The sequence below is a fragment of the Myxococcus sp. AS-1-15 genome (assembly GCF_020037055.1).
GTDB lineage: Bacteria > Myxococcota > Myxococcia > Myxococcales > Myxococcaceae > Myxococcus > Myxococcus fulvus.
On sequence record NZ_JAIQDF010000005.1, the window covers coordinates 391,485 to 414,477 of the forward strand.

At 69.1% G+C, this 22,993-nt stretch carries 18 protein-coding genes; 3 read left to right on the plus strand and 15 right to left on the minus strand.

What is annotated here, in order from left to right; translation table 11 throughout:
- Positions 1-56: 56 nt before the first annotated feature.
- Entirely contained in the window at positions 57-2,357 is a 2,301-nt protein-coding gene (locus tag K8625_RS17225; protein ID WP_223783314.1) for a TIGR02266 family protein, read from the minus strand.
- A 175-nt stretch (positions 2,358-2,532) separates the two neighbouring features.
- Between K8625_RS17225 and guaB the strand changes: the two genes are divergently transcribed.
- Entirely contained in the window at positions 2,533-3,990 is a 1,458-nt protein-coding gene (guaB, locus tag K8625_RS17230) for an IMP dehydrogenase (protein ID WP_141324073.1), read from the plus strand.
- 94 nt (positions 3,991-4,084) lie between these two features.
- On the opposite strand, the gene K8625_RS17235 is transcribed toward guaB, so the two are convergent.
- Complete coding sequence (locus tag K8625_RS17235) at positions 4,085-4,717, minus strand: hypothetical protein (RefSeq protein ID WP_223748984.1); 633 nt, start codon at positions 4,715-4,717, stop codon at positions 4,085-4,087.
- Positions 4,718-4,802: 85 nt separating this feature from the next.
- Between K8625_RS17235 and guaA the strand changes: the two genes are divergently transcribed.
- The gene (gene guaA / locus K8625_RS17240) at positions 4,803-6,356 is read left to right on the plus strand and encodes a glutamine-hydrolyzing GMP synthase (RefSeq protein ID WP_223783315.1); all 1,554 of its coding nucleotides are present in this window, start codon (positions 4,803-4,805) and stop codon (positions 6,354-6,356) included.
- 146 nt (positions 6,357-6,502) lie between these two features.
- On the opposite strand, the gene K8625_RS17245 is transcribed toward guaA, so the two are convergent.
- Positions 6,503-8,629 (minus strand): S46 family peptidase, encoded by a 2,127-nt coding sequence (locus K8625_RS17245; RefSeq protein ID WP_223748986.1) that lies wholly within the window; start codon positions 8,627-8,629, stop codon positions 6,503-6,505.
- A 246-nt stretch (positions 8,630-8,875) separates the two neighbouring features.
- Complete coding sequence (locus tag K8625_RS17250; RefSeq protein ID WP_223783316.1) at positions 8,876-11,263, minus strand: ABC transporter permease; 2,388 nt, start codon at positions 11,261-11,263, stop codon at positions 8,876-8,878.
- 297 nt (positions 11,264-11,560) lie between these two features.
- Here K8625_RS17250 and K8625_RS17255 point away from each other — a divergent pair, with 297 nt between their 5' ends.
- Positions 11,561-12,292, plus strand: a complete 732-nt coding sequence (locus K8625_RS17255; RefSeq protein WP_223783317.1) for a hypothetical protein — start codon at positions 11,561-11,563, stop codon at positions 12,290-12,292.
- 172 nt (positions 12,293-12,464) lie between these two features.
- Here the strand turns inward: K8625_RS17255 and K8625_RS17260 are convergent, their stop codons facing one another.
- From K8625_RS17260 to K8625_RS17310, 11 genes are all read right to left on the minus strand, one after another.
- Positions 12,465-13,277 carry a DUF3014 domain-containing protein gene (locus tag K8625_RS17260; protein WP_223783318.1) on the minus strand — a complete coding sequence of 271 codons (813 nt, stop codon included), beginning with the start codon at positions 13,275-13,277 and terminating at the stop codon, positions 12,465-12,467.
- 143 nt (positions 13,278-13,420) lie between these two features.
- Complete coding sequence (locus K8625_RS17265; RefSeq protein ID WP_046713834.1) at positions 13,421-14,302, minus strand: ribonuclease H-like domain-containing protein; 882 nt, start codon at positions 14,300-14,302, stop codon at positions 13,421-13,423.
- Entirely contained in the window at positions 14,302-14,730 is a 429-nt protein-coding gene (locus K8625_RS17270) for a (deoxy)nucleoside triphosphate pyrophosphohydrolase (RefSeq protein ID WP_223748991.1), read from the minus strand. Before K8625_RS17270 ends, K8625_RS17265 begins: the two co-directional genes overlap by 1 nt.
- Complete coding sequence (locus K8625_RS17275; RefSeq protein WP_223783319.1) at positions 14,727-15,890, minus strand: PQQ-binding-like beta-propeller repeat protein; 1,164 nt, start codon at positions 15,888-15,890, stop codon at positions 14,727-14,729. Before K8625_RS17275 ends, K8625_RS17270 begins: the two co-directional genes overlap by 4 nt.
- Before the next feature lie 8 nt (positions 15,891-15,898).
- The gene (locus K8625_RS17280) at positions 15,899-16,699 is read right to left on the minus strand and encodes a tetratricopeptide repeat protein (RefSeq protein ID WP_223748993.1); all 801 of its coding nucleotides are present in this window, start codon (positions 16,697-16,699) and stop codon (positions 15,899-15,901) included.
- A 103-nt stretch (positions 16,700-16,802) separates the two neighbouring features.
- Positions 16,803-18,182: a ribosome biogenesis GTPase Der gene (der, locus tag K8625_RS17285; protein ID WP_141324063.1), complete on the minus strand. Its 1,380-nt coding sequence runs from the start codon at positions 18,180-18,182 to the stop codon at positions 16,803-16,805.
- A 1-nt stretch (position 18,183) separates the two neighbouring features.
- A complete protein-coding gene (gene era, locus K8625_RS17290) occupies positions 18,184-19,128 on the minus strand; it encodes a GTPase Era (protein ID WP_223748994.1) in 945 nt (314 codons plus the stop codon).
- A 241-nt stretch (positions 19,129-19,369) separates the two neighbouring features.
- Positions 19,370-20,110, minus strand: coding sequence for a peptidylprolyl isomerase (locus K8625_RS17295; protein ID WP_223783320.1), 741 nt, complete (start codon positions 20,108-20,110; stop codon positions 19,370-19,372).
- Positions 20,111-20,154: 44 nt separating this feature from the next.
- The gene (rnc, locus tag K8625_RS17300; protein WP_223783321.1) at positions 20,155-20,976 is read right to left on the minus strand and encodes a ribonuclease III; all 822 of its coding nucleotides are present in this window, start codon (positions 20,974-20,976) and stop codon (positions 20,155-20,157) included.
- A gap of 9 nt (positions 20,977-20,985) precedes the next feature.
- On the minus strand, positions 20,986-21,843 hold the full coding sequence (locus tag K8625_RS17305; protein ID WP_223783322.1) for a hypothetical protein: 858 nt from the start codon (positions 21,841-21,843) through the stop codon (positions 20,986-20,988).
- Positions 21,843-22,988: an acyl-CoA dehydrogenase family protein gene (locus K8625_RS17310; protein ID WP_141324059.1), complete on the minus strand. Its 1,146-nt coding sequence runs from the start codon at positions 22,986-22,988 to the stop codon at positions 21,843-21,845. The genes K8625_RS17305 and K8625_RS17310 overlap by 1 nt, the downstream gene beginning before the upstream one ends.
- Positions 22,989-22,993 lie beyond the last annotated feature (5 nt).

A 22,993-nucleotide genomic window follows, 5' to 3' on the forward strand; every position in this document is an offset into this window, starting at 1 on the left:
ATTAGCGGTGTGAAAGTGGAGCACGGGCTGATCCACTCTCAGCATGAAATCGCGCTTCAGGCGCGACCGAACAAGCCCTTCAGCCACTTCATGAAGCCACGCTGCCGCGGCGGGCTGACGAGCGCAGGTACCGCTGGAGCGGCGGTTTGCTGCGCGGCTGTCGGACGCGCCGCAGGCGTGCGATTCACCGGAGGCGTGGATGCCGCGGGTTTCATCGGCACCGGATTGACGACGCGCGCACCGGACGTGCTCGTGGTGCGCGCGGAGGGTGCGGTGGGTTGAGGCGGTACATTCGCCGCCGCACTCTCCGTGTCGAGCTGTGCGAGGCGGGCCTTCACCGCCTCCGGTGTGTCCTTCGTGGAGAACGTGCTCGTGACCTCGCGCCCACTCGAGGACTCGCGCGCGGTCACCTTGAGGAGCGACTCGTTGTTGACCTCGAAGGTCACCGTCACCTGCACCGCGCCGCGAGGCAGCTTGGGCAGGCCGGCGAGCTTGAGCGTGCCCAGGTACTCATTGTCGGACGCTCGTTCAGAGTCGCCCTGGAACACGGTGAGCTCCAGCTCCGTCTGGCCGTCACGGTGCGTGGACAGCGTGTAGCTCTTGGTGGAGGGCAGCGACGTGTTGCGCTCCAGCACGGGCTTGAAGCGCCCGCCGGGCAGCCCCACGCCGATGGCCATGGGCAGCACGTCGATGAGCACCACGCCCTCGAGCTGTCCCAGGCTGTGCGCCAGGAGCGCCGCGCCCAGCGCCACGGCCTCGTCCGGGTGGACGCCCTTGCTCGGAGCCTTGCCGAAGAAGCGGGTGATCTTCTCGTGCACCAGCGGGAAGCGGCTCTGGCCTCCCACGAGGATGACCTCGTCGATGTCCTTGGGCCCCAGGTTCTTCGCCTTGAGCACCTCGTCGCAGACCTTCACCGTCCGGTCGACGAGCCCCTCCGTCAGCTCCACCAGCTTCTGCCGGGTGAGCGTGACGTCCAGGTCGTAGGGCTTGTCGTCGATCATCGTGACGAAGGCCACATGAACCCGCATCTCCGAACGCTCGGACAGCGCGCACTTGGCCCGCTCCGCCGCGTCGTTGATGCGCTGGAGCGCCACGCGGTCTCCCTGGAACGTGCGGCCCGTCTTCTTCTGGAACTCCTCCAGCAGGTACGTGACGATGGCGTTGTCGAAGTCGATGCCGCCCAGGAACGTGTCGCCGCCGGTGGAGATGACCTCGTAGACGTTGTCGGCCAGCTCCAGCACGGACGCGTCGAAGGTGCCGCCGCCCAGGTCGTAGACCAGCACGCGCTGGTTGAGCTTGCGCCCGTACCCGTACGCGAGCGCCGCCGCGGTGGGCTCGTTCAGGATGCGCTCGACGTAGAGGCCCGCGAGCTTGCCGGCCTCCCGCACCGCGTGGCGCTGGTTGTCGTTGTAGTACGCGGGCACCGTGACGACGGCGCGCGAGACGGGCTGGCCCAACTGGTTCTGCGCCACCTCGCGCACCTCGCGCAGGATGAGCGCGGAGATCTGCTGCAGCGAGTAGACCTTGTCGGACAGCTTCACGCCCGCATCGCCGTTGGCGCCGGCGGTGATCTCGTAGTGGAACTTGTCCTTGATGTTCTCGACGATGGCCGAGTCGTACGCGCGGCCCACCAGTCGCTTGGCGCCGTACACCGTCTGTCGAGGGTTGGTGAGCATCTGCCCCTTCGCGGGGTGGCCCACCACCAGCTTGCCGCGCGTGTTGACGGCGATGATGGAGGGCACCGTGTTGTGCCCCTCACGACTGTTGAGCACGCCCGGCTTGCCGTTGCGCACATACGCGGCGCAGGAGTTCGTCGTCCCCAGGTCGATGCCGATGACCACGCCCGCGCGCTTGGGCTCCTGCGTGCTCAGGTCCAGCGCCTCGTCCGACATCATCGTCACGGGCGCGGAGGCCACCGGAGCGCTGGCGGCCTGCTGCTGGGTCACCACCTGCGGGTTGGCCTGCTCCGCGGGAGGTGGGACGGTGTAGTCCGGGGCCCCGACACCCGAGGGGACGGGGGGGACGTCCGACTGGGCGTGGGGCAGGGCGGCGACCGCGGAGTCGAGGAAGCGGCGCGTCTGCGGGTCCAGCGACAGGAAGCGCAGGCCCATGCCGGCCACGCCCTGGCCTCCCTGTCCGGTGACGAAGTGGACCACGGCCTGGGCGTGGATCAACCGCTCGCCGCTGGCCAACCGCAGGTCCAGGGTGACGGCCGTGCCGGGCGGCTTCACCGCGCGGGCGCGCAGATAGATGCCACCGCGCGTGACGTTGCCGCCGTACTTCGCCAGGAACTCCTCTGGCGTCGCGAATGGCAGCTTCACGACCAACCCGACCGCCGCCTGATTCGATTCCGTCAAAGCCCGGTTCCTGAGACGTGAGTGGAAAGTCCGGTCGGATTATCGCTTGAAGTGCGAGTGAACGGGCGTCAAAAAGTCCGCCCTTCCAGGTTGCGTGGCGGCAACGTACCTCGTATGGAACCGCACCCGCAGGGCGCTGGTGCCTCGCGGGCCCCATGCCCCGGGAGCGCCGCCCATGTTGAACCCCGAGATCCGGCTCGCACTCACCTTCGATGATGTCCTCCTGGTGCCCGCCGAAAGTTCGGTTGTCCCCAAGGACACGGACCTGACGACCCGCCTCACCCGCAACCTCCGGCTGAACATCCCGCTGTTGTCGGCGGCGATGGACACCGTGACGGAGGCCCGGACCGCCATCGCGATGGCGCAGGAGGGCGGCATCGGGGTCATCCACAAGAACATGACGCCCGAGCAGCAGGCGCTCGAGGTGCTCAAGGTCAAGAAGTTCGAGAGCGGCATGGTGGTGGACCCCGTCACCATCGACCCAGAGGCCCCGCTGGGCCGCGCCCTGGAGCTGATGCGCCAGCACGGCGTGTCCGGCATCCCCGTGGTGAAGGGCAAGCGCCTGGTGGGCATCGTCACCAGCCGCGACGTGCGCTTCGAGACCAACCTCACCCAGAAGGTCGAGGCCATGATGACGCGCAAGCTCGTCACCGGCCGCGAGGGCATCAGCCAGGGTGACGCTCAGAAGCTCCTGCACGAGCACCGCATCGAGAAGCTGCTCGTCGTCAACGACGACTTCGAGCTGCGCGGCCTCATCACCATCAAGGACATCGAGAAGCGCCGCACGCACCCCAACGCGGCCAAGGACGCCAAGGGCCGGCTGCTCTGCGCCGCCGCCGTGGGCGTGTCCCCGGACCGCGAGGCGCGCATCGACGCGCTGGTGAAGGCGGGCGTGGACGTCATCGTGGTGGACACCGCGCACGGGCACTCCAAGGGCGTGGTGGATGGCGTGCGCGACACGCGCAAGAACTTCAAGGGCTTCGAGCTCATCGCCGGCAACGTCGCGACGGCCGAGGCCACGCGCGCGCTCATCCAGGCGGGCGTGGACGCGGTGAAGGTGGGCATCGGCCCCGGCTCCATCTGCACCACGCGCGTGGTGGCCGGCGTGGGCGTGCCGCAGGTGACGGCGGTGGATGACTGCTGCCGCGAGGCGGACAAGCACGACATCCCCATCATCTCCGATGGCGGCATCAAGTACTCGGGCGACATCGTGAAGGCGCTGGCGGCCGGAGCGAGCACGGTGATGATCGGCTCGCTCTTCGCGGGCACCGAGGAGGCCCCGGGCGACGTCATCCTGTACCAGGGCCGCAGCTACAAGAGCTACCGCGGCATGGGCAGCCTGGGCGCGATGAAGCAGGGCGCCAAGGACCGCTACTTCCAGTCGGACGTGGACGCGGTGAAGCTGGTCCCCGAGGGCATCGAGGGCCGCGTGCCGTACAAGGGCACGCTCGCCATGAACGTGCACCAGATGCTGGGCGGCATCCGCAGCGGCATGGGCTACGTGGGCTGCGGCACCATCGAGGAGCTGCGCAAGAACGCCACCTTCGTGCGGATCACCTCGGCCGGGCTCAAGGAGAGCCACGTGCACGACGTCATCATCACCGAGGAAGCGCCCAACTACCGCGTGGAGTAGGCCTCCCCGCGGGGAAACGAAAAGAGGGCCCGCGCCAGGAGGCACGGACCCTCGAAGGGAGCCAGCCCCTCAGGGGCCGGCTCGGACGGCCTGGCTACTTGCGGCCCTTGCGGCCACCGCCGCTGGGCTCCTCGGCGGGCGACGCGGCGGAGATCTTCTTCTCCGCGTTGGCCACCCGGCCCAGCAGCGAGTCCTTGTCATCCGGCTCCAGCGCCTCGATGGCCTGGCGCAGGGTGCCGAAGTCCAGGCGGGCGATGGTGACGGCGTTGCCGCCCTTGATCTCCTGCACGGTGGGCACCTCGACCAGCTCCCGCACGTAGGTCTCGAACTCGATGCGGATGTCGGCCGTCTGCTGGATGCAGTTGTCCTTGGCGTTGACGAACTGCTGGCTGCCCTCGCGGTAGCTCAGGTCCGGGTTGCGGTTCATCGCCTCCTCGAAGGTGGCGGTGCGCTTGCGCAGCGAGCCGTACAGCTCGATGTAGTCCACCAGCCGGTCCGTCTCGGGCCGGTTGACGTTGCGGGCCTTGACCAGCGCGTCGTTGGTGTCGTCACAGGTGAGCTTCTGGAGCTCGGCGACCCCTGGCGTGTCCTTCACCGCCATGTTCTGGGTCTCGCGGTCGAGCCGCTCGTCAGAGGAGATTTCCTTCACGCATCCAGTGGCGGAGAGGAACAAGAGGGTCGCAGCAGTGGAAGCGGACAGGCGGCGGAGCATCCGGACCTCGAACACTTGAGGGGACTTGGGCGTTGCTTTCCGGAAGTTTGTAGCGATAAGGGCCCCCAGCCGTCAACGACGCCCCCTTGGAGAAACTCCGGTGGACCTGCACGCCGAGAAGATCCTGATCCTCGATTTCGGGAGTCAGTACACCCAGCTCATCGCCCGCCGGGTCCGTGAGCTGGGCGTTTATTGTGAAATCCACCGCCCGGACCTGCCGGCCGAGGACATCCGCCGCTTCGCCCCCCGGGGCATCATCCTCTCGGGAGGCCCGGCGTCCGTGGAGGCGCCCGGCTCCCCGCGGTGCGATCCGTTCGTCTTCGAGGCGGGCGTGCCCGTGCTCGGCATCTGCTACGGCCTGCAGCTCACGGCCAAGCTGCTGGGCGGCCGCGTGGACCGGGGCGCCCACCGCGAGTTCGGCAACGCGGAGGTGGAGGTGCTGGCCCCCCGCGGCCCCTTCTCGGAGTTCCGTCCGGGAGACCGCGTCCAGGTGTGGATGAGCCACGGAGACCGGGTGGAGGATCTGCCCCCGGGCTTCGAGGCGATCGGTCGCAGCGGCAACTCGCCCTTCGCGGCGGCGGCCCACCAGAGCAAGCCCTTCTACGGCCTCCAGTTCCACCCCGAGGTGGTGCACACCCCGCAGGGCAAGGCCATGCTGCGCGCCTTCCTCTTCAACGACTGCAAGGTGTCCGGCTCGTGGACGATGAAGGGCTTCATCGACGAGGCGGTGGCCACCATCCGCAAGCAGGTGGGTGAGCACGGCCGGGTCATCTGCGCCCTGTCGGGTGGCGTGGACAGCTCCGTGGCGGCGCTGCTCCTGCACCGCGCCATCGGCCCCCGGCTGCAGTGCATCTTCGTGGACAACGGGGTGCTCCGGCAGGGCGAGCGGGCCCAGGTGGAGGCGCTCTTCGTGGACCGCTTCCACGTCCCGCTGAAGACGGTGGACGCGCGGGCCCGGTTCCTGGACGCGCTGGCCGGGGTGACGGACCCGGAGAAGAAGCGGAAGATCATCGGCCGCGAGTTCATCGCCGTGTTCGAGGAGGCCTCGCGCGACATCCAGGACGCGGAGTTCCTGGCCCAGGGCACGCTGTACCCGGACGTCATCGAGTCCGTCTCGTACAAGGGCCCGTCCGTCACCATCAAGAGCCACCACAACGTGGGCGGCCTGCCGGAGACGATGAAGCTCAAGCTGGTGGAGCCGCTGCGCGAGCTGTTCAAGGACGAGGTCCGCGCGCTGGGTCGCGAGCTGGGGCTGCCCGAGGAGATGGTGTCCCGTCAGCCGTTCCCCGGTCCGGGCCTGGCCATCCGCGTGCTGGGCGAAGTGACGGAGGCCCGCCTGGAGCTGGTGCGCCGCGCGGACGCCATCGTCCAGGAGGAGATTCGCGCCGCGGGGCTCTACAAGGAGGTGTGGCAGGCCTTCGCCGTGCTGCTGCCGGTGCAGAGCGTGGGCGTCATGGGCGACGAGCGCACCTACGAGTCCACCTGCGTGCTGCGCGCCGTCACCAGCGTGGACGGCATGACGGCGGACTGGGCGCGGCTGCCGTACCCGGTCATCGAGCGCATCTCCACGCGCATCACCAACGAGGTGCGCGGCATCAACCGCGTCGCCTACGACGTGTCCTCCAAGCCCCCCGCCACCATCGAGTGGGAGTGAGCGGGGCAGGGCGGGGCGTGAGAGCCGCGGTCCCCGTCACCGGCTGAGGAAAACGAAAGAGGCTGCCTGGCGGGGATGCCCAGGCAGCCTCTTCGTGCTTCAGGGACCGGGTCTCCGTCTGAAGACCCGGTCCGCTGGAGGGTGCATCACCCCGCCGGCTTGGTGGGGACGGTGGGCACCTGGGTGCTGCCCGGACGCAGCTCCTCGAGGACGCGGGTGGCGCCGTAGATCTTCTTCAGCGACTCGATGATGGCGTCGCTGTGCACGGCCACCGTGCGGTTGACGCTCTCGTCGAAGCCGTACTCACCGCCCAGCGACTGGATGTTGCCGTCGAACACCAGGCCGATGATCTCCGCGTCCTTGTTGATGACGGGGGAGCCGGAGTTGCCGCCGATGATGTCGTTGGTGGTGACGAAGTTCATCGCCGTGGCGCCATCGAGGTTCTTCTGGTTCTTCAGCCAGGACGGCGGCAGCGCGAAGGGCTCCTCGCCCGTGGCGTGCTCGAAGGTGCCCGCCATCTGGGTGATGGGCTCCACCTTCTTGCCGTCCTCCATGTAGCCCTTCACCGAGCCGTACGACAGGCGCAGCGTGAAGGTGGCGTCCGGGTACTGGTTGGTGCCGTAGACCTCGAACTTCGCCTTGGCCACCAGCTCCGCGTTCTTCTTGATGACGGCGTCGACGTTCTCCTCGTAGTTCTTGCGGACCGCGCGGCCATCCGCGTCGAGCGCCAGCGCCAGCTGGATCATCGGATCCTTGGAGGCCGCGATGGCCGCCTTGCCGCCGTCGAACAGGCTCTTGCGGGCGGACACGTCACACACCTTGGAGCCCTTGACGTCCTTGAGGACGCACAGCTTGGAGCCCTTCACCAGGCGGGCCGCCAGCTTGTCGGGGGACTCGTTGCCCAGGACCTTCTTGACGAACGGGTGGTTGGAGCCCAGCTCCTCGCGCATCTTCGTCAGGCCGAAGCTCAGGCGGAGGATCTCCAGCTCCGGGTAGATGGGAGCGGGGCTCAACAGCTGAGCCTGGAGCGCGGGCAGGTTGGCCTGGTTGAACTCGCGCAGGCGCTGACCGTTCTCCTTGGGGAGCTCCTCGGAGGCGCGCACCAGCGTCTTGGCGATGCTGTACAGGCTGGAGGACAGGCCCGCGCCCTGCTCGACGAAGGACAGGTCCTTGCGGATGTTGACCATCTGCGCCTGGGCCTTGGCGATCTCATCCCACGCGGCGCCGTACTTCTTCTTCATCTCCGGGTTGGCTTCGACCTTCTTGCGCAGGTCCTGCTCGGCGGCGACCTTCTGGCCGAAGAACTTCTTGTCCTGCAGCGCCTCCAGGCGGCCCTTGGTCGCCTTCAGGCCGTTCTCCACGCCGAACAGCAGGTTGTTGGAGATGCGCTTCTGCTCGGGGCCGCGCTTCTGGAACTCGGACACCATGCCGCGCAGCTCGGACATCATGAACAGCATCTTCGGCATGGCCACGTCGCGCTGGTACTCCAGCTCCGCGATGGTCAGCCCGCGCGAGGTGCGGCCGGGGTGGCCGGACACGAAGGTGATGTCACCCTCCTTGGCGCTCTTCTCGGACCACTTGAAGTAGTTGTCCGTCTTGGCCGGCTTGCCGTCCTGGTAGACGCGCAGGAACGTCACGTCCAGATCCCACCGGGGGAACTCGAAGTTGTCCGGGTCGCCGCCGAAGAAGGCGATGGCGTGCTCGGGCGCCATGACCAGGCGCACGTCCTGGAAGCGGCGGTACTTGTACAGGTTGTACTTGCCGCCCTGGTACAGGGTGACGGCGTCACAGCGCACCTTGGCGTCGCCCGCGGAGCACGCCTGCTCCAGCTCGGACATCTTCGCCTTCAGGGTGTCGGCGTACTGCTTGCCGGACAGGCCCTGCGTCGCCTTGTTCAGCGTCTCGGTGATGTCGGTGATCTGCTCGAGCTGGTTGATCTCCATCGCCGGGCACTGCGTCTCCTCGGCTTCGGTCTTCGCGTAGAAGCCGTTGGCGATGTAGTCCTTCTTCGCGCCGGAGAGCTGCTCGATACAGCCGCGGGCACAGTGGTGATTGGTCATCACCAGGCCGTTGGGGGACACGAAGCTGGCCGAACAGCCGCCCGCGAGCCGCGCGGACGACAGCCGGGCCTTGTCGAGCCACTGCTGGGTGGGCTCGAAGCCGTACTTCTCCTTCACCTTCGCGGACGGGAAGTTGTTGTACGTCCACATGCCTTCGTCGGCCAGGGCCGGAGCGGCGCCGACGAGGGTGGCAATCAGGAACAACCGTTTCATGGACAGGTCCTTTCCAGGGCCGGGGGTGTCGCGGTTCTGCGGTAACCCATTGCGTGGGTCAACCGGGAAAAAAGCCGGGAAGAATTCCCAACCACCCTGAACATCCGAGCGGCCGGAGGATTCCTCGCGCTGGGGCCATACGTGGGGGCTTGGGCTGTGATTTCCAGGGTGTTCGCGCCCGTTCCTGGGATGAGGTCGCTCCCCGGGCCGCCCGTCGCGGTGCGTCGAGGGCGGCCTCGGGGCGACTCAGGTCCGCATGGCGACGAGCGGGTCCACGCGGGTGGCCCGTCGCGCGGGGAGCCAGCAGGCCAGCAGGGCGACGAGCGCGAAGAGGGTGGCCACGGCGATGAAGGTCAGCGGATCTGTCGCCGTGACGCCGTAGAGCTGGCTTTCGAGCATGCGGGTCAGCGCCAGGGCGCCCACGAGCCCCAGGGCGATGCCTACGCCCGCGAGCCTCGCGCCCTGGCCCAGGACCAGCCTCAGGACATCGCTCGGCCGGGCGCCCAGGGCCATGCGGATGCCCAGCTCACGGGTGCGCTGGGAGACGAGCAGCGAGATGACGCCGTAGAGCCCGTAGGTGGAGAGCACCAGGGCCAGCGCCGCGAAGCCTCCGAGCAGGCCGAGCACGAGCCGGCGGAAGCCGAGCGATTCGGTGATGACCTGGTCCATGGTGAGGGCGCGGAAGACGGGCAGTCCCGAGTCGACTCGGCGCACGGCCTCGCGGACAGAAGGCAGGAGGGTTTCGGGGGGCACCGACGTCCGGGCGACGAGGACCAGGCTGTCATCGCCCCAGGGGCGTCCGTATGGGACGTGGAGCTCCGCGAGCGGCGTCTTGTCGAGCCCGGCCTGCCGCACGTCGCCGACCACGCCGATGATGGTGTGCGGCCCGGTACCCAGGCGGAGCTGGCGCCCCAGTGCCTGGCCGTCCGGGAAGTGCCGGCGCACAAGCGTCTCGTTGATGATGACGGTGGCGGGCTGGCCGGGGGCGGCGTCGGAGGCGGTGAAGTCCCGGCCCTGGCGCAGCGGGATTCCGACGGTGGCGAAGAACCCGGGGCTGGTGGAGCGTCGCTCGGCGCGGGGCTCGGTGCCGGGCTCCGGCGGGGGCTCGCCCTCGATGACGTAGCGGGCGTTGTTCCAGGCGCGCTGGATGGGCAGGAGCGAGGTCATCGCCGCGGCGCTCACGCCCGGGAGGGCTCGGACCTCTTCGAGGATGGGCTCCAGGAGAGTCTGTGGGACGTGGGTATCCAGGCCCTGGTCGTTGAAGAACCGGCTGTCGGGGATGGCGATGTGCAGCGTGAGGAGCTGCTCGGAGGCCAGCCCGGGCGAGGTCCCCAGGAGCTGGAGGAAGCCTCGGCCCAGCAGGCCCGCGCCGACGAGCAGGACCAGACAGAGGGCCAGCTCCAGGACGACCAGCGTGGAGCGGAGCCGGCGGCCCGAGGACGGCACGGCGCCTCGGAGGTCGAGCCGGGACAGATGGAGCGCGGGAAGCAGACCGAAGACCAAGCCACTGGTGATGGAGATGGCGGCGAGGAACAGGAATGAGGCCCCGTCGAGGGCGATGGCCGCCCGGTGAGGCATCGACTCGGGGGCCACGGCGAGCAGGCCGTCCAGCCCCCAGCGCGCGAGCAATCCGCCGAGCGCGCCGCCCATGAGCGCGAGCAGGAGGCTCTCGACGAGGAGCTGCTGGATGACGCGGGCGCGGCTGGCCCCGAGGGCCACGCGAACGGCGAGCTCCTGATGCCGGGCGCCGGCTCGCGCGAGCAGGATGTTCGCGACGTTGGCGCAGGCGATGAGGAGGACCAGGGCCACGGCGCCGAGCAGGAGCTTCAAGGGGCCGCTCCAGAGGCGGGTCCGGGCGTCGGCGAGCGATTCGACGCGGGAGGTGCGCTCCTTGAGGGCGTCCGGGCTCGCGGCGGCGATGGCGGCGGTGACGGCCGCGAGTTCCTGGTGGGCGGACTCGACGGTGAAGCCCGGGGCCAGCCGGCCGCGGACCGAGAGCAGCGTGGAGAAGCGGCCACGGGCATCGGCGGGAGCGACCAACGGGAGCCAGACGTCCGTCTTCGGGTCGAAGGACTCGGGGACGACGCCAATCACGGTGTGGGGAATGTCATCGAGGAGCACCGTGCGGCCGAGGACGGCGGGATTGGCGCCGAACCGGCGACGCCACAGGGCCTCGTTGAGGACGGCGACGGGCTCATGGCCGGGCTGGTCGTCGCCGGGGACGAAGGTGCGGCCGAGCAACGGGGGCACGCCGTGGACGGCGAAGTAGCCGGAGGTGCCACGGGTGGCCTCGAGGCGCTCGGAGTCGTCATCGGTGCGGAGGATGGAGCCGCCGACGGTGAAGGCGGTGATGTGCTCGAAGGCCTTGGCTTGATCGCGCCAGTCCCAGAATGTGAGCCAGGACACCGGGCCGCCGCTGCCTTGGGCACGGAACTCGACGAGCGAGACGATTCGCTCGGGTTCGGCGTACGGCAGCGGGCGGAGGAGGACGCCGTGGACGGCACTGAAGATGACGGCGTTCGCGCCAATGCCCAGGGCGAGGCAGAGGATGGCTGCCGCGGCGAAGCCGGGCGCGCGACGGAACGTGCGGAACGCGAAGCGTGCATCCGCGAGCAGGCTGTCGAGGAGTCTCATGGGACCGTTCGGGGTGATGTTGGTGGATGGGCGGAGGCCCGCATCTTGGCGGATGGAACGGCCGGAACGGCGCCCGGAAAGCCCGGGGGCAGCGGGGAAGAACCCGACGAAATCGCCCCCTGGTTCCCCGCAGACTTAGTTTACATAACGCATGTTATCGGACGTTCCGACAGAGGGAGACCAGGGTGGACGGCGGGCTCTCCTGGGCCATCCCCGGGCCTCCTGGCGTCCCGCCCGAAGCCCCTGAATTGGGGCCCCACCGGAGCCTCTGCCCGTACCTCCGACACTTGAGCCGACATGCCGTCCCAGACCTTCCGCACACTGTTCGTCGTCCCTCGTTCCGGACCACGCCGGACCTGTCCGCGCACCGTTCACCGAACCTCGTTTCGGACCGAGCGCCTGCCCGGCTGGGCGCTGGTCGCGACTCCTCGCTTCTCGCGGCCACGCTGGACGCGTACCGTGCCCGCCATGCGTTTGCTTCGACGAACCGCGCTGGCCTCCGCGTTCTGCTGCGGCCTGCTCGCCCTGACTGGCTGCCCGGACAAGACGGCCCCCGGAGCCCCCGATGCGAGCGTCGCCGCCGTGCCCGAGGCCCCCAAGACCCCGCCTCCGACCACGTTCGCGCTGCGCTACCAGCCCCTTGCCGATGCCGGCACGAGCGACCTCGCGGAGATCTCCCTCGAACCCGGCGACAAGCCCCTCATCCAGCCCACGTCCAGCCTCGAGCTCACGGCCTCGCACGGCCTGCGCAACTACCGGGTCCGCCTGTTCGACGAGGCCGAGCGCGCCATGGTCTCCGACGACGTCGCCGAGGAATCCGACGACAAGCTCGTCTACCGCATCGTCCTGCCCCAGCCGCTGAAGACCGGCTTCTCGTACACGCTGGTCGTCGACGCCCAGACCGGAACGGCCTTCACGGACACCCTGGGCCGCGAGGTCGATGAGCTCCGGACCACGTTCCAGATCGCCGGCGAAAAGGAGAAGCCGGCGCCGGCTCCAGCGCCCTCGAAGAAGAAAAAGCGCCGGTAAGCCGGCCCTCGGAACATTCCTGGGACGCGGAGAATGTTCCGCGGCCCCTCAGGAATGTTCGAACCGGCCCCAAGAACATTCTTCCGGAGCCCAGGCAGGCCCCAGAACATTCACGCCCGCAGCCCAGGCCCGGAACATCCCGGTTCCAGGATGTAGCGCCCTCCCGGGCCCGCTAACGCTCCGCCATGGGCGGCAGCTCCAAGGCAGTCTGAAGCTCCTTCAGCTTCGCCTGGATGACCCGGATGTTCTGCGGGCCCATGCGCAGCAGGTGCTTCTGCGCCTTGCTCAAGCCCTCCAGCTCGGGCGACGCGTAGACATAGAGCCCGGCCTGAGGCTGGACCTCCAGCGCGCCCTCCGGAACCGGAACCGAGAGCAGATGCTCGATGGCCCGGTTGAGCGTCGAGTCGAACGACTGTCCCGGCGGAGCAATCTCGCCATGGGCCTGGTCGATGAGCGGCTTCAGGTCCTTGAACAGGCTCCGAGCCACCTGCGCATCGAACGTCCCGAACACACGCGCGACCAGGTCGTACCGGGCATGGCTGCGCGGGTCGATGGTCACCTTCTTGTCCTTGCCCTCGACGACCTGGAACCCACCGGCCGGCGCCAGGAACCCCAGCACCATCCGAGGACTCGTGCCGTCGGCGACGTTGTTCACGGCCGCCGTCACCCGGCGCACCAGGTCCTTCTCCTGGAGCCAGCGCTGGAGCTCGGCTTCCTCCGACATCCGACTCGCCAGCTCACGGACCCGGCCGTCACTCTCCGGAAGCGACGCCGTGGGCGCCGCGGGAGCGACTCCAGCATCCACGGGCTTCGGCGCCTCCGCCACCACGGGCACGGGCACCGGCTCCTTGCGGAACGCGCCCATCGCCACGGCCACGCCCACTCCCACGGCCACCACGGGACCTCCGATCAGCGCGGCCTTCTTCCCAGCCGAGCCGGGCTTGGGCGTCTCCGAGCTCTGCATCGGGTCCGTCGGTTCGCTCATGTGCGCATCCCTCCAGGGTGAGTCACACCCTACAAACGACTCCCCGGCGCATTCCACGGCCCCGGCCACGCGCCGACGCCCGGTTGTTCACCGGAAGAGACTCCAGAAGGGTGACGACACGAAACCACCCTGCCCGCCCCGGCTCAGGGAAACTGCTCCTCGGCGCGGACCCGGGCAAGCGTCTGCAGATCCCGCTCCGTGGGTCCCAGCTCCAGGATGATGCGGCTCACGTCGTACAGGACATCCCCGCGCTCGAACACGGGCAGCCGGGGCACGTCCTGGTTCAAGTCATCCGCGCCGCGGTTGTACGCCACGTCCATCAGCGTGCGGAGCTGGAACGAGTCATACAGGTTGTACTCGACCAGGAACCGCAGGGCCTCCACGTCGCCGCGCCGCGTGTACGCACGCCACAGCAGCACCGCGTCGTAGCCGTTCACACCCTTCATGTGCGGCGGACGCTCGGCGCCAATCTGGCCCTCGATGTCCTTCAGCCCGCCGCCCATCCCCAACCGCCGCGTGACGAAGCGCAGATCGATGTGCGCCTCCGGCACCGGGAAGCGCGCCGGCCCGAAGTAGTTCTTCAACACCGGCACGTCGAAGGTGGAGCCGTTGAACGTCACCCACAGCCGGCGGGCCGCCATCGCCTCCGGCAGCGCATCCATGTTCCGCCCCTGGATGAACACGTGCAGCCCGGTCGAGTCGAACAGGCTCACCACCGTGGGCGCCTGTGCCTCCCGGCCATCCGTCTCGATGTCGAAGTAGACGGCGTCGTGCTGGAACTCGGGATACAGCCGCCAGTGCTCCCGAGGAGGAACCAGCTCCGCGAGCCGCCGCAGGTCCCGGCGCTCCAGCGCCTCACGGGCCTGGGCAATCCGCTCGCGCGCGATGTCGTCCGTCTTCCGGGTGATGGCCACACCCTGTCCGGCCGCCGGAAAGTCATCCCAGCTCTTGATGCCCCGCGCCCACAAGTCCTTCTCACGCCAGGGCCCCACGCCGGGGATGTGCTGGAACGTCCGCTGAAGCATCAATCGAGCGCGCCCAGCCTTCCCGCCACCAGCTCGTCCAGCAGCGGGATGTCCGCCTCGCAGAACGGCAGGGCCTGCATCTCCACCGGCGTGTGGAACGCCAGCGCATGCGCCCCCAGCGGCTTCGGCTCGCCCGACACCACCCGCGCCGCGTAGAGCACCAGCTCCACCGTCAGGTCCGGGTACGGGTGCTTGCCCTCCCACAGCCGCCGGCCCACGGAGAGCTCCACATCCAGCTCCTCGCGACACTCGCGAGCGAGGGCCACCTCGTCCGTCTCCCCGGCCTCCACCTTGCCGCCGGGGAACTCCCACAGGAGCGCGCGGCTCCCACCGGGGAGCCGCTGCTGCACCAGGAAGCGCTGGGTGTCGACGGGACCGGGAATCAGCGCCGCCACCACGCGGACCGTCCGGGTCGTCACCGCCGTCACCCCTTCAATCCGTTGAAGTCCAACGCGTAGAGCCAGCCGTTGTTGGAGAGCACGAACAGCTTCGAGCCCGCCACGAAGGGCGTCGCCGAGACGCCGTCCCCGGGGTTCCACGACACGCGCGCCTGGCCCGTCTTCGGGTCCAGGAACAGCAGCGAGCGCTGGATGGGGACGATGAGCATTCCCTTGGCGAACACTGGAGCCTGCGCGGCCCTTTCACCCAGGGGGTGCGTCCACAGGAGCCGCCCGTCCTCCGCCAGGTAGGCGTCCACACGGCCATCGCCCACCGCGAAGAGCATCTTCCCCTTCGACAGCAGCGCCGTCATGCCGCCCACGGAGCTGGTCCAGACCAGGTCCCCGGACTCCGCCTCGAGCGCGTAGATGCCGCTCTTGTACGAGGCCACGTAGAGCTGACCGTGCTCGTCCATCACCGGCGTCGAGTCCACATCCAGGAACTCGTTGCCGCTGCCGGACAGGGACTTCTCCCAGTTGGCGCTGCCGTCCCGCATGGTCAGCGAGACGACGTAGCCGTCGGAGAAGCCCACGTAGACATTGCCCTCGCGCACCAGCGGCGTGGACGCGCCGCGCACCGAGAAGCCCGACGGAGGATCCCTGCGGTACTGCCAGGCCCACACGCCATCCGCGGCCTTCACCGCGAACAGGGTGTCGCTCTCCGAGGCCACCAGCACCAGGCCCTCGGCCACGACGGGCACCGTCGCCAGCGACTCGCCGGCCACGTACTTCCACTTCTCCTCGCCCGTGGCCGCGTCCAGCGCGTACAGCGTGCCGTCGCCCCCGGGGATGAAGGCGACGCCGTCGCTCACCCGGGCGCCCGCCGCGAAGCGCGTGCTGGTCTTCTTGGACCACTTCACCTGGCCGTCCGGCCCGATGCCGCGGATGAACCCGTCCCGCGTCAGCGCGATGACAGTCCTGCTCAGCCCGTCATACGCCGGCGTCGCGACCTCGCGCGGGGCGTACTCCATGAGGGTGGGCGTCACCAACGGCGCCCACCAGGCCACGGAGAAGTAATCCAGCGGCGGGGCCTGCTCCGTCCGAGGCAGCTCCGGATTGCCGTAGCGCGGCAGGCTGCTGCACCCGCCCAGGAGACCGAGCGCCACAGCGCTCCCCAGCCAATGCTTCCAGCTCACGCGCTGCTTCCTCATCGTCCGTGCTACCCCGCGTCCGTACCAGTGGCGGCGGGCTGCGCCGGCACCGGAATCTTCACGCCCTGCGAGGCCAGCACCGCCAGCCGCTCGCTCGACAGCCGCGCCGCGGTGGTGTTCGGGTGGTCCGTCGACACCTTCGACAGGACGCTGGCCGCCTCGTCCTTCTTGTCCTGCGCGATGAGCATGCGGCCCTTGTGGTAGTCGCCCATGCCCGCCAGGAACTCCCCACCGCCCGCGGCGCCCATCTGCTCGAAGGCCTTCAGGGCCTCGTCGAACTTCTTCTCCGCCTCGAAGGCATAGCCCTGACCCTCGAACGCGCCCGCGCGGAGCGGATCATTCTGGGCGGCGCCCTTGAGGAACTCGCCGAAGGAGGCCTGCGCGTCCGCGAAGTTGCCCAGGCGGAACTGCGCCTCGCCCAGCGACAGCGCGGCCGTGGTGGCCGAGCGGGTGCCGCCGTGCTCCTTGCGGAAGTCCGACAGGGCCTTCACCAGCGCCTCGTCGCGCTCCTTGACGCTCTTGAAGGGCGTCTCCGTGTCGCCGGGCTGGGCGGGCTGCACGCCGTCGATGGGACGGTCCAGCACGGAGAGCGCCTGGCCCAGGGCCTGGGACGCCTTCTCCTCGCCGCGCTTGGACAGCTCGCTGGCGATGGCCGCGCCCACGCCGCCGAGGATGATGACGGCGACGACGATGCCGATGAGCTTCTGCCGCTGGGCCAGCCAGTCACGCGCGTCGTTGCCCACCTTCTGGAAGGTGTCCGGCTGACGAAGCTCCTGCTGGCGAATCTTCTCGGTCTTGGTTCCAGCCACGTCGGTCAACCTCTCTCTGCGCTTCGATGCTCTACCCTGTCGGAGAGCGGGAGGGCGGCGCACTGTACGGAGCGCGCGCCGCGAGTGTCAACGCACGGACGCTTCAGTGTTTGCCCTGGAGGTGGGGCTTCTTTCGCGCCTCTCGCTTGGCCTTGCCGGGGCGCTCCTTGAAGAAGAGCCGGATGGGCACGCGCAGGTCGAACGTCTTGCGGAGCTGATTGGTGATGTAGCGCTTGTACATGTCCGGAACGCCCTCCGGGTAGTTGCACGTGAGCGCGAACGTCGGGGGCGCCGCCGCCACCTGGGTGATGTAGTACAGCCGCAGGGGCTTGCCCCGGGCGATGGGCGCCGGGTGGTTGTCCACCATGTGCTCCAACAGGCGATTGAGCTGGGGCGTGGGCGCCCGGAACCGGAACTGCTCGGCCAGCTCCACCGCCACGTCCACCACCTTCTCCACCTTCGAGCCCGTCAGCGCGGACGTGAAGAGGATGGGCGCGTAGCCCACGAACTTCAGCGCGTGCTTGAGCGACTCGCGGTAGGCCTCCTGGCGACGCTGGTCCTGGTCCACCAGGTCCCACTTGTTCACCACGATGACCAGCGCGCGGCCCCGCTCCTCGGCCAGGCCCGCCAGCTTCGCGTCCTGGTCCACCGCGGGCTCCGTGGCGTCCATCAGCAGCACCGCCACGTCGCTGCGCTCCATCACCTTCAGCGCCGCGATGACCGAGTACTTCTCCACCTGGTGGGCAATCGTCTTCTTGCGCCGGATGCCCGCAGTGTCCGTGAGGAGCAGCTTCTTGCCCTTGTACTCGAGCGGCGAGTCGATGGGATCTCTCGTCGTGCCCGGCACGTCGCTGGCCACCACCCGCTTCTCCTTCAGGATGGCGTTGACCAGGGTGCTCTTGCCCACGTTGGGCCGGCCGATGATGGCCACGCGGATGATGCCGTCGTCCGGGGGCGCGGTGTCGTCCTCGCCCTCCTCCTTCGGCGGCAGCTTCTCCACCACCTCGTCGAACAGGCCGTTGATGCCCAGGGCGTGCTCGGCGGACAGCGCGTGCACCTCGCCCAGGCCCAGCTTGTAGAAGTCCGCGGCCAGGGCCTGCATCGTGCCCGTGGTGTTGTCCAGCTTGTTGGCCGCGACGATGACGGGCTTGCCGCTCTTGCGCAGGTAGCCGGCCACCGCCTCGTCCGCGGGCGTGACGCCGTCGCGCCCGTCCACGACGAAGACGATGACGTCGCACTCCTCCACGGCCAGCTGCGCCTGCTCGCGCACCTGCTGCAGCAGGGAGTCCTTCTCGCCCGGGACGAAGCCGCCCGTGTCGATGAAGGTGAACGAGCGGCCTCCCCACACCGCGTCCGCGTAGTGACGGTCTCTCGTCACGCCCGGCTGGTCCTCGACCAGCGCGAGGCGCCTGCCGATGAGACGGTTGAACAGCGTGCTCTTGCCCACGTTGGGGCGTCCGACAATGGCGACCAGGGGCTTCATCTCAGTCGTATCCCAGCTTCTTGAGGCCTTCGGGGCGCTCGCTCCAGCGCGGCTCCACCCGGACGCGCAGGTCCAGGTAGACATGCGCTCCCAGCAGCCGCTGCACGGACTTGCGCGCGTCGGTGCCAATCGTCTTCAACATCTGTCCCTGCTTGCCGATGATGATGGCCTTCTGGCTGTCGCGCTCCACGTAGATGGACGCGGCGATGCGGATGAGTCCGCCCAGCTGGCCCGGCGGCGTGCCCGGACGGGGCTCGCGCTCGGATTCATCGAAGATGTCCACCAGCACCGCCGTGGAGTACGGAATCTCCTGACGGCAGTGACGCAGCACCTGCTCGCGGATGTACTCCGCCACCAGCGTGCGCTCCTGCTGGTCGGTGAGCATGTCCTCGTCGAAGATGCGCTCGCCTTCCGGCAGGTGGCCCAACACCGCGTGGAACAGCCGCTCCACGCCGTCCTTCTCGCGGGCGGAGATGGGCACCACCTCCGCGAACGGGAACTCCTGCCGGTACAGATCAATCAGCGGCAAGAGCGCCGCCTTGGGCAGCGAGTCGATCTTGTTGATGACCAGGAAGGTGGGCTTGCCCAGCTTCTGCAGCCGCTCAAGGATGGTGCGGTTGCCCGGGCTCACCTCGAGCTTCTCGCCGGCGGGCGGCTCGATGAGGAAGAGGACCAGGTCCACCTCCTCCGCGGCCTGCAGCGCCGTCTCCACCATGTAGCGGTTGAGCTCCCCCTTGGCCTGGTGGATGCCGGGGGTGTCGATGAAGGCGACCTGCCCCTCGGGGCGCGTCACCACGCCGAGGATGCGGTTGCGGGTCGTCTGCGGCTTGCCGGAGACGATGGCGATCTTCTCACCGGTGAGAGCGTTGAGCAGGGTGCTCTTGCCCACATTGGGGCGTCCGATGAGCGCGGCGAAGCCGCTGCGGTGGTTCTTGGGAGAGGCCATTGCTTCGAAGGTGGTCTGGGAGTCCCGCGATGCCGGGAGCCCCTGAGGGGAGACTTCCAAATGAACGCCCTATAACAGACCCGCGTCCCTGGCTTCTGCCGGGGAGCGGCGGGCAGGCGGGCGGCCTACGGCTGGGACGTCGGGCGGCTCACCGTCCGCGGTGCGTCCTCCATGTAAAACGTCACGACACTCCTCCCATCTACCAGAGGCCCGCCGAAGTCGCAGGCCCGTCTTTCACGTCTCACCACGGCCGGGTCGACTCGGGCTGCTGCGACCCCTTCCGCTTCGGCGTCGCCCCGGGCCGGGTCGGCGCATCCGCCGGGGCCTGCGTCGCGGCGAGGCCTGGGGGCGCCTTGTCGCTCAGCTCCACCTTGGTGAGCACCACCGCCTCGCGGGGCCGGTCGCGGTTGTCCCGGGGCAGGCCGCCGATGCGCTCCACCACGTCATAGCCCTTCACCACCTCGCCGAAGATGGTGTGCCGGTTCGTCAGGTGGTCCGGCGTGCTGGTGGTGATGAAGAACTGGCTGCCGTTGGTGCCCGGCCCCCTGTTGGCCATGGCCAACAGGCCCACCTTGTCGAAGGTGCGGCCGGACTGGAACTCGTCCTCGAAGCGGAAGCCCGGGTCACCCGAGCCCGTCCCCGTGGGGTCTCCGCCCTGAATCATGAAGCCCGGGATGACGCGGTGGAACACCGTGCCGTCGTAGAGGGGCTTCCTGGACATCTCCCCGGACTTGGGGTCGCGCCACTCCTTCTCCCCGGCCGCGAGGCCCACGAAGTTCGCCACCGTCTTGGGGGCGTCCTTGGAGAAGAGCCGCACGGTGATGTCCCCCGCGCTCGTCTTGAAGGTGGCGTAGACGTCCTTGCCCGCCGTCACCTTCTTGGTCCACTTGCCCGGAGCCGCGGGCGCCGCGGCCACGGCGACCCCTGCCCACAGGCAGGCCACCAGGGCGAGCGACAGACGCAAGGGGGCGGAGGGACGCATGGGCGCGGCACCTTATTCCCCACCCCTCTCCCCTCCAAGGGGTTTCACGTCGGGTTGTCGTCCGGTGGCACTTCCGGGGTCGCCGGCGCGGGGGCGGCCATCCCCTCCTCGGAGGTGGGAGCCTGCCCCTCCGGGGGGGCACTGGCGGCCACGGCGGCCTCCCGCTTGAGGCGCTCCAGGGTGACCTGGGCCGCGCACTGCTCCGCCTCCTTCTTGCTTCGCCCGGTGGCCCGAGCGAAGGGCGCCTCACCGAGCGACACCTCCACCTCGAACACCTTCGAGTGCTCCGGCCCCGCCTCGGACACCACGCGGTAGCGCGGCGACACCTTCAGCTTCTCGTGGGCCATCTCCTGCAGGAGCGTCTTGTAGTCCAGCCGCCCCTGGCCGCTGGAGACCTCATCCAGGAGCTCCGCGAAGCACTTGTCCACCAGCTGCGCGGCGGTCTCCAGGCCCGCACACAGGTAGATGGCACCGAAGACGGCCTCGAGCGCGTCCGCCAGCACGGAGTTCTTCTCGCGCCCGCCCGACAGCGTCTCGCCCCGGCCCAGCAGCAGCAGATCACCCAGCGGCACGCTCCGGGCCACGCGGGCCAGGCCGTCCTCGTTGACGATGCGGGCGCGCAGCTTGGTGAGGTCGCCCTCGGGCATCGTCGGGAAGCGATCCATCAGCCGGTGACTCACGGCCAGGTTCACCACCGAGTCCCCCAGGAACTCCAACCGCTGGTTGTCCTTGAGGTCCTTGTCCCGCGTCTCGTTGACGTAGGTCTTGTGGGTGAGCGCCTCGAGCGCGACCTCCCTGCGCGAGAACACGAACCCCAGCCGCTTCTCCAGGGCCTCCACCCGCTCCGACGGACTGAGCTTCTCCACGGACGTCTCTCACTCCTGCGGCGCGTCGGGGCCCACCAGCCTCACGGCATCCGGACGCACCTTCAACAACGACGCCACCATCCGGACGATGCCGGGGAACTCATCCAGCTCGAACCGCCCCGCCCACACCTTGCCCTGGGCTCCCGCCAACAGGCCCCGGAAGGTGCGCCCCGCGACCCTCGCGGCGGCGAAGCGGTACGGCCGGCCCTCCACCTGCAACTGCGCCAGCAACTCCAGGCTGCTCCTGGGCGGCACCAACGACTCCGCGCCGAACTTCTCCACGATGTCCGAGAAGCGCACCAGCCCCGTGGGCGTCGGCTGGGGACGGCTCGCCGGCTCCCCCAGGAGGGCCGCCAGATAGCCCGTCAGCGCCGCCCGCTCCCGGAACTCCGACAGCTCCAGCGTGTGGCCCGCACCGCCGGCCACGTCCACCTTGTCGCGCTGCACCCGCGCGATGCGGAAGTTGCCCAGCCGGTCCGCCGCGAGCAGGACCGACAGGTCCCCCTCCACCACGTCCGTGGTCAACTCCAGCGTGTCCGCGTCCACCCTGGGCGACAGCCCCAGGACCTGGAGCTCCGCGGAGCGGCGCTGCACGTGGAAGATGTGCTCGTTGAAGGCGTCCGACAGCAGCGCCTCGATGTCCGCCACGTCGCTCAGCGCGCCGATGAGGATGGGCGCCAGTCCCACCACCGCCGCCGGGGAGATGGGGATGAGCCGGTCCCCCATCACCTGGAAGGTCACCTCGGCGATGAACGCCTTGGTCACGGGATTGACGAGCGGCGACGACTCCAGGTCCAGCACCGCCTCGGTGCCGGCCACGTCCTCACGGACTTGAAGCCCGAGTCCCTCCAGCCGTGCGGTGTCCATCAAGCCCCTTTGAAGGTCTCTCTCGCGATGATGGTGCGTTGGATCTCGCTGGTTCCTTCGCCAATTTCACACAGTTTGGCGTCGCGGAGGTAGCGTTCAACCGGGAATTCACGGGTGTAGCCATAGCCCCCGTGGATCTGCACGGCCTTGGCGGCCGAGCGGGTGGCGACCTCGGAGGCGAAGAGCTTCGCCATGGAGGCCTCCTTGGAGTACGGCTGGCCCGCATCGGCGAGCCTCGCGGCCCGGTGGACGAGCAGCCGCGCGGCGTCCGTCTCCGTCTTCATGTCCGCCATCATCCAGCGCAGGGCCTGGAAGTCCGCGATGGGCTGACCGAAGGCGGTGCGGTCCTTGGCGTAGCGCGCGGACTCCTCCAGCGCGCCCCGGGCCAGCCCCACCGCCAGCGCGCCGATGGTGATGCGGCCCTTGTCGAGGATCTTCATCGTGTCGATGAAGCCGTGGTCCACCTCGCCCACGCGGTGCGAGTCGGGGACCTCCACGTTCTCCAGCACCAGCTCCGCCGTGTCCGAGGAGCGCATGCCCAGCTTGCCGTGGATGGCGCGCTGGCTGAACCCGGGCATCCCCTTCTCCAGCAGGAACGCGGTGATGCCCTTCTGGCGCTTGTCGGGGGACGTCACCGCGAGCACCACGAAGACGTCGCCCACGGTGCCCTGGGTGATGAACATCTTGGTGCCATTGAGCACCCAGCCGTCGCCCTTGCGCACCGCCGTGGTCTTCATGCCCGACGCGTCCGAGCCCGAGCCTGGCTCCGTCAGGCCCCAGGCGCCCAGGAACTCGGCGGAGGCCAGCTTCGGCAGGTACTTCTCGTGCTGGGCCGGGGTGCCGAAGACCCGCAGGTGGCTGGTGCCCAGGCCGTTGTGGCTGGCCACGGTGAGGGCGAGCGAGCCGTCATAGCGGGCGAGCTCCTCCACGGCCACCGCCACGGCGAGCGAGTCCATGTCCGCCCCGCCGTACTGCTCCGAGACCAGGATCCCCATGACGCCGAGCTGTCCCAGCTCCCGCACCACGTCCATGGGGAACTTCTCCTCGCGATCCCACTGGGCGGCGTACGGCTTCACGCGGGCCTCGCAGAAGTCGCGAAGCGAGGACTGGAGGGCGCGGTGACTCTCGGGAAGTTCGAAGTCCATGTCGG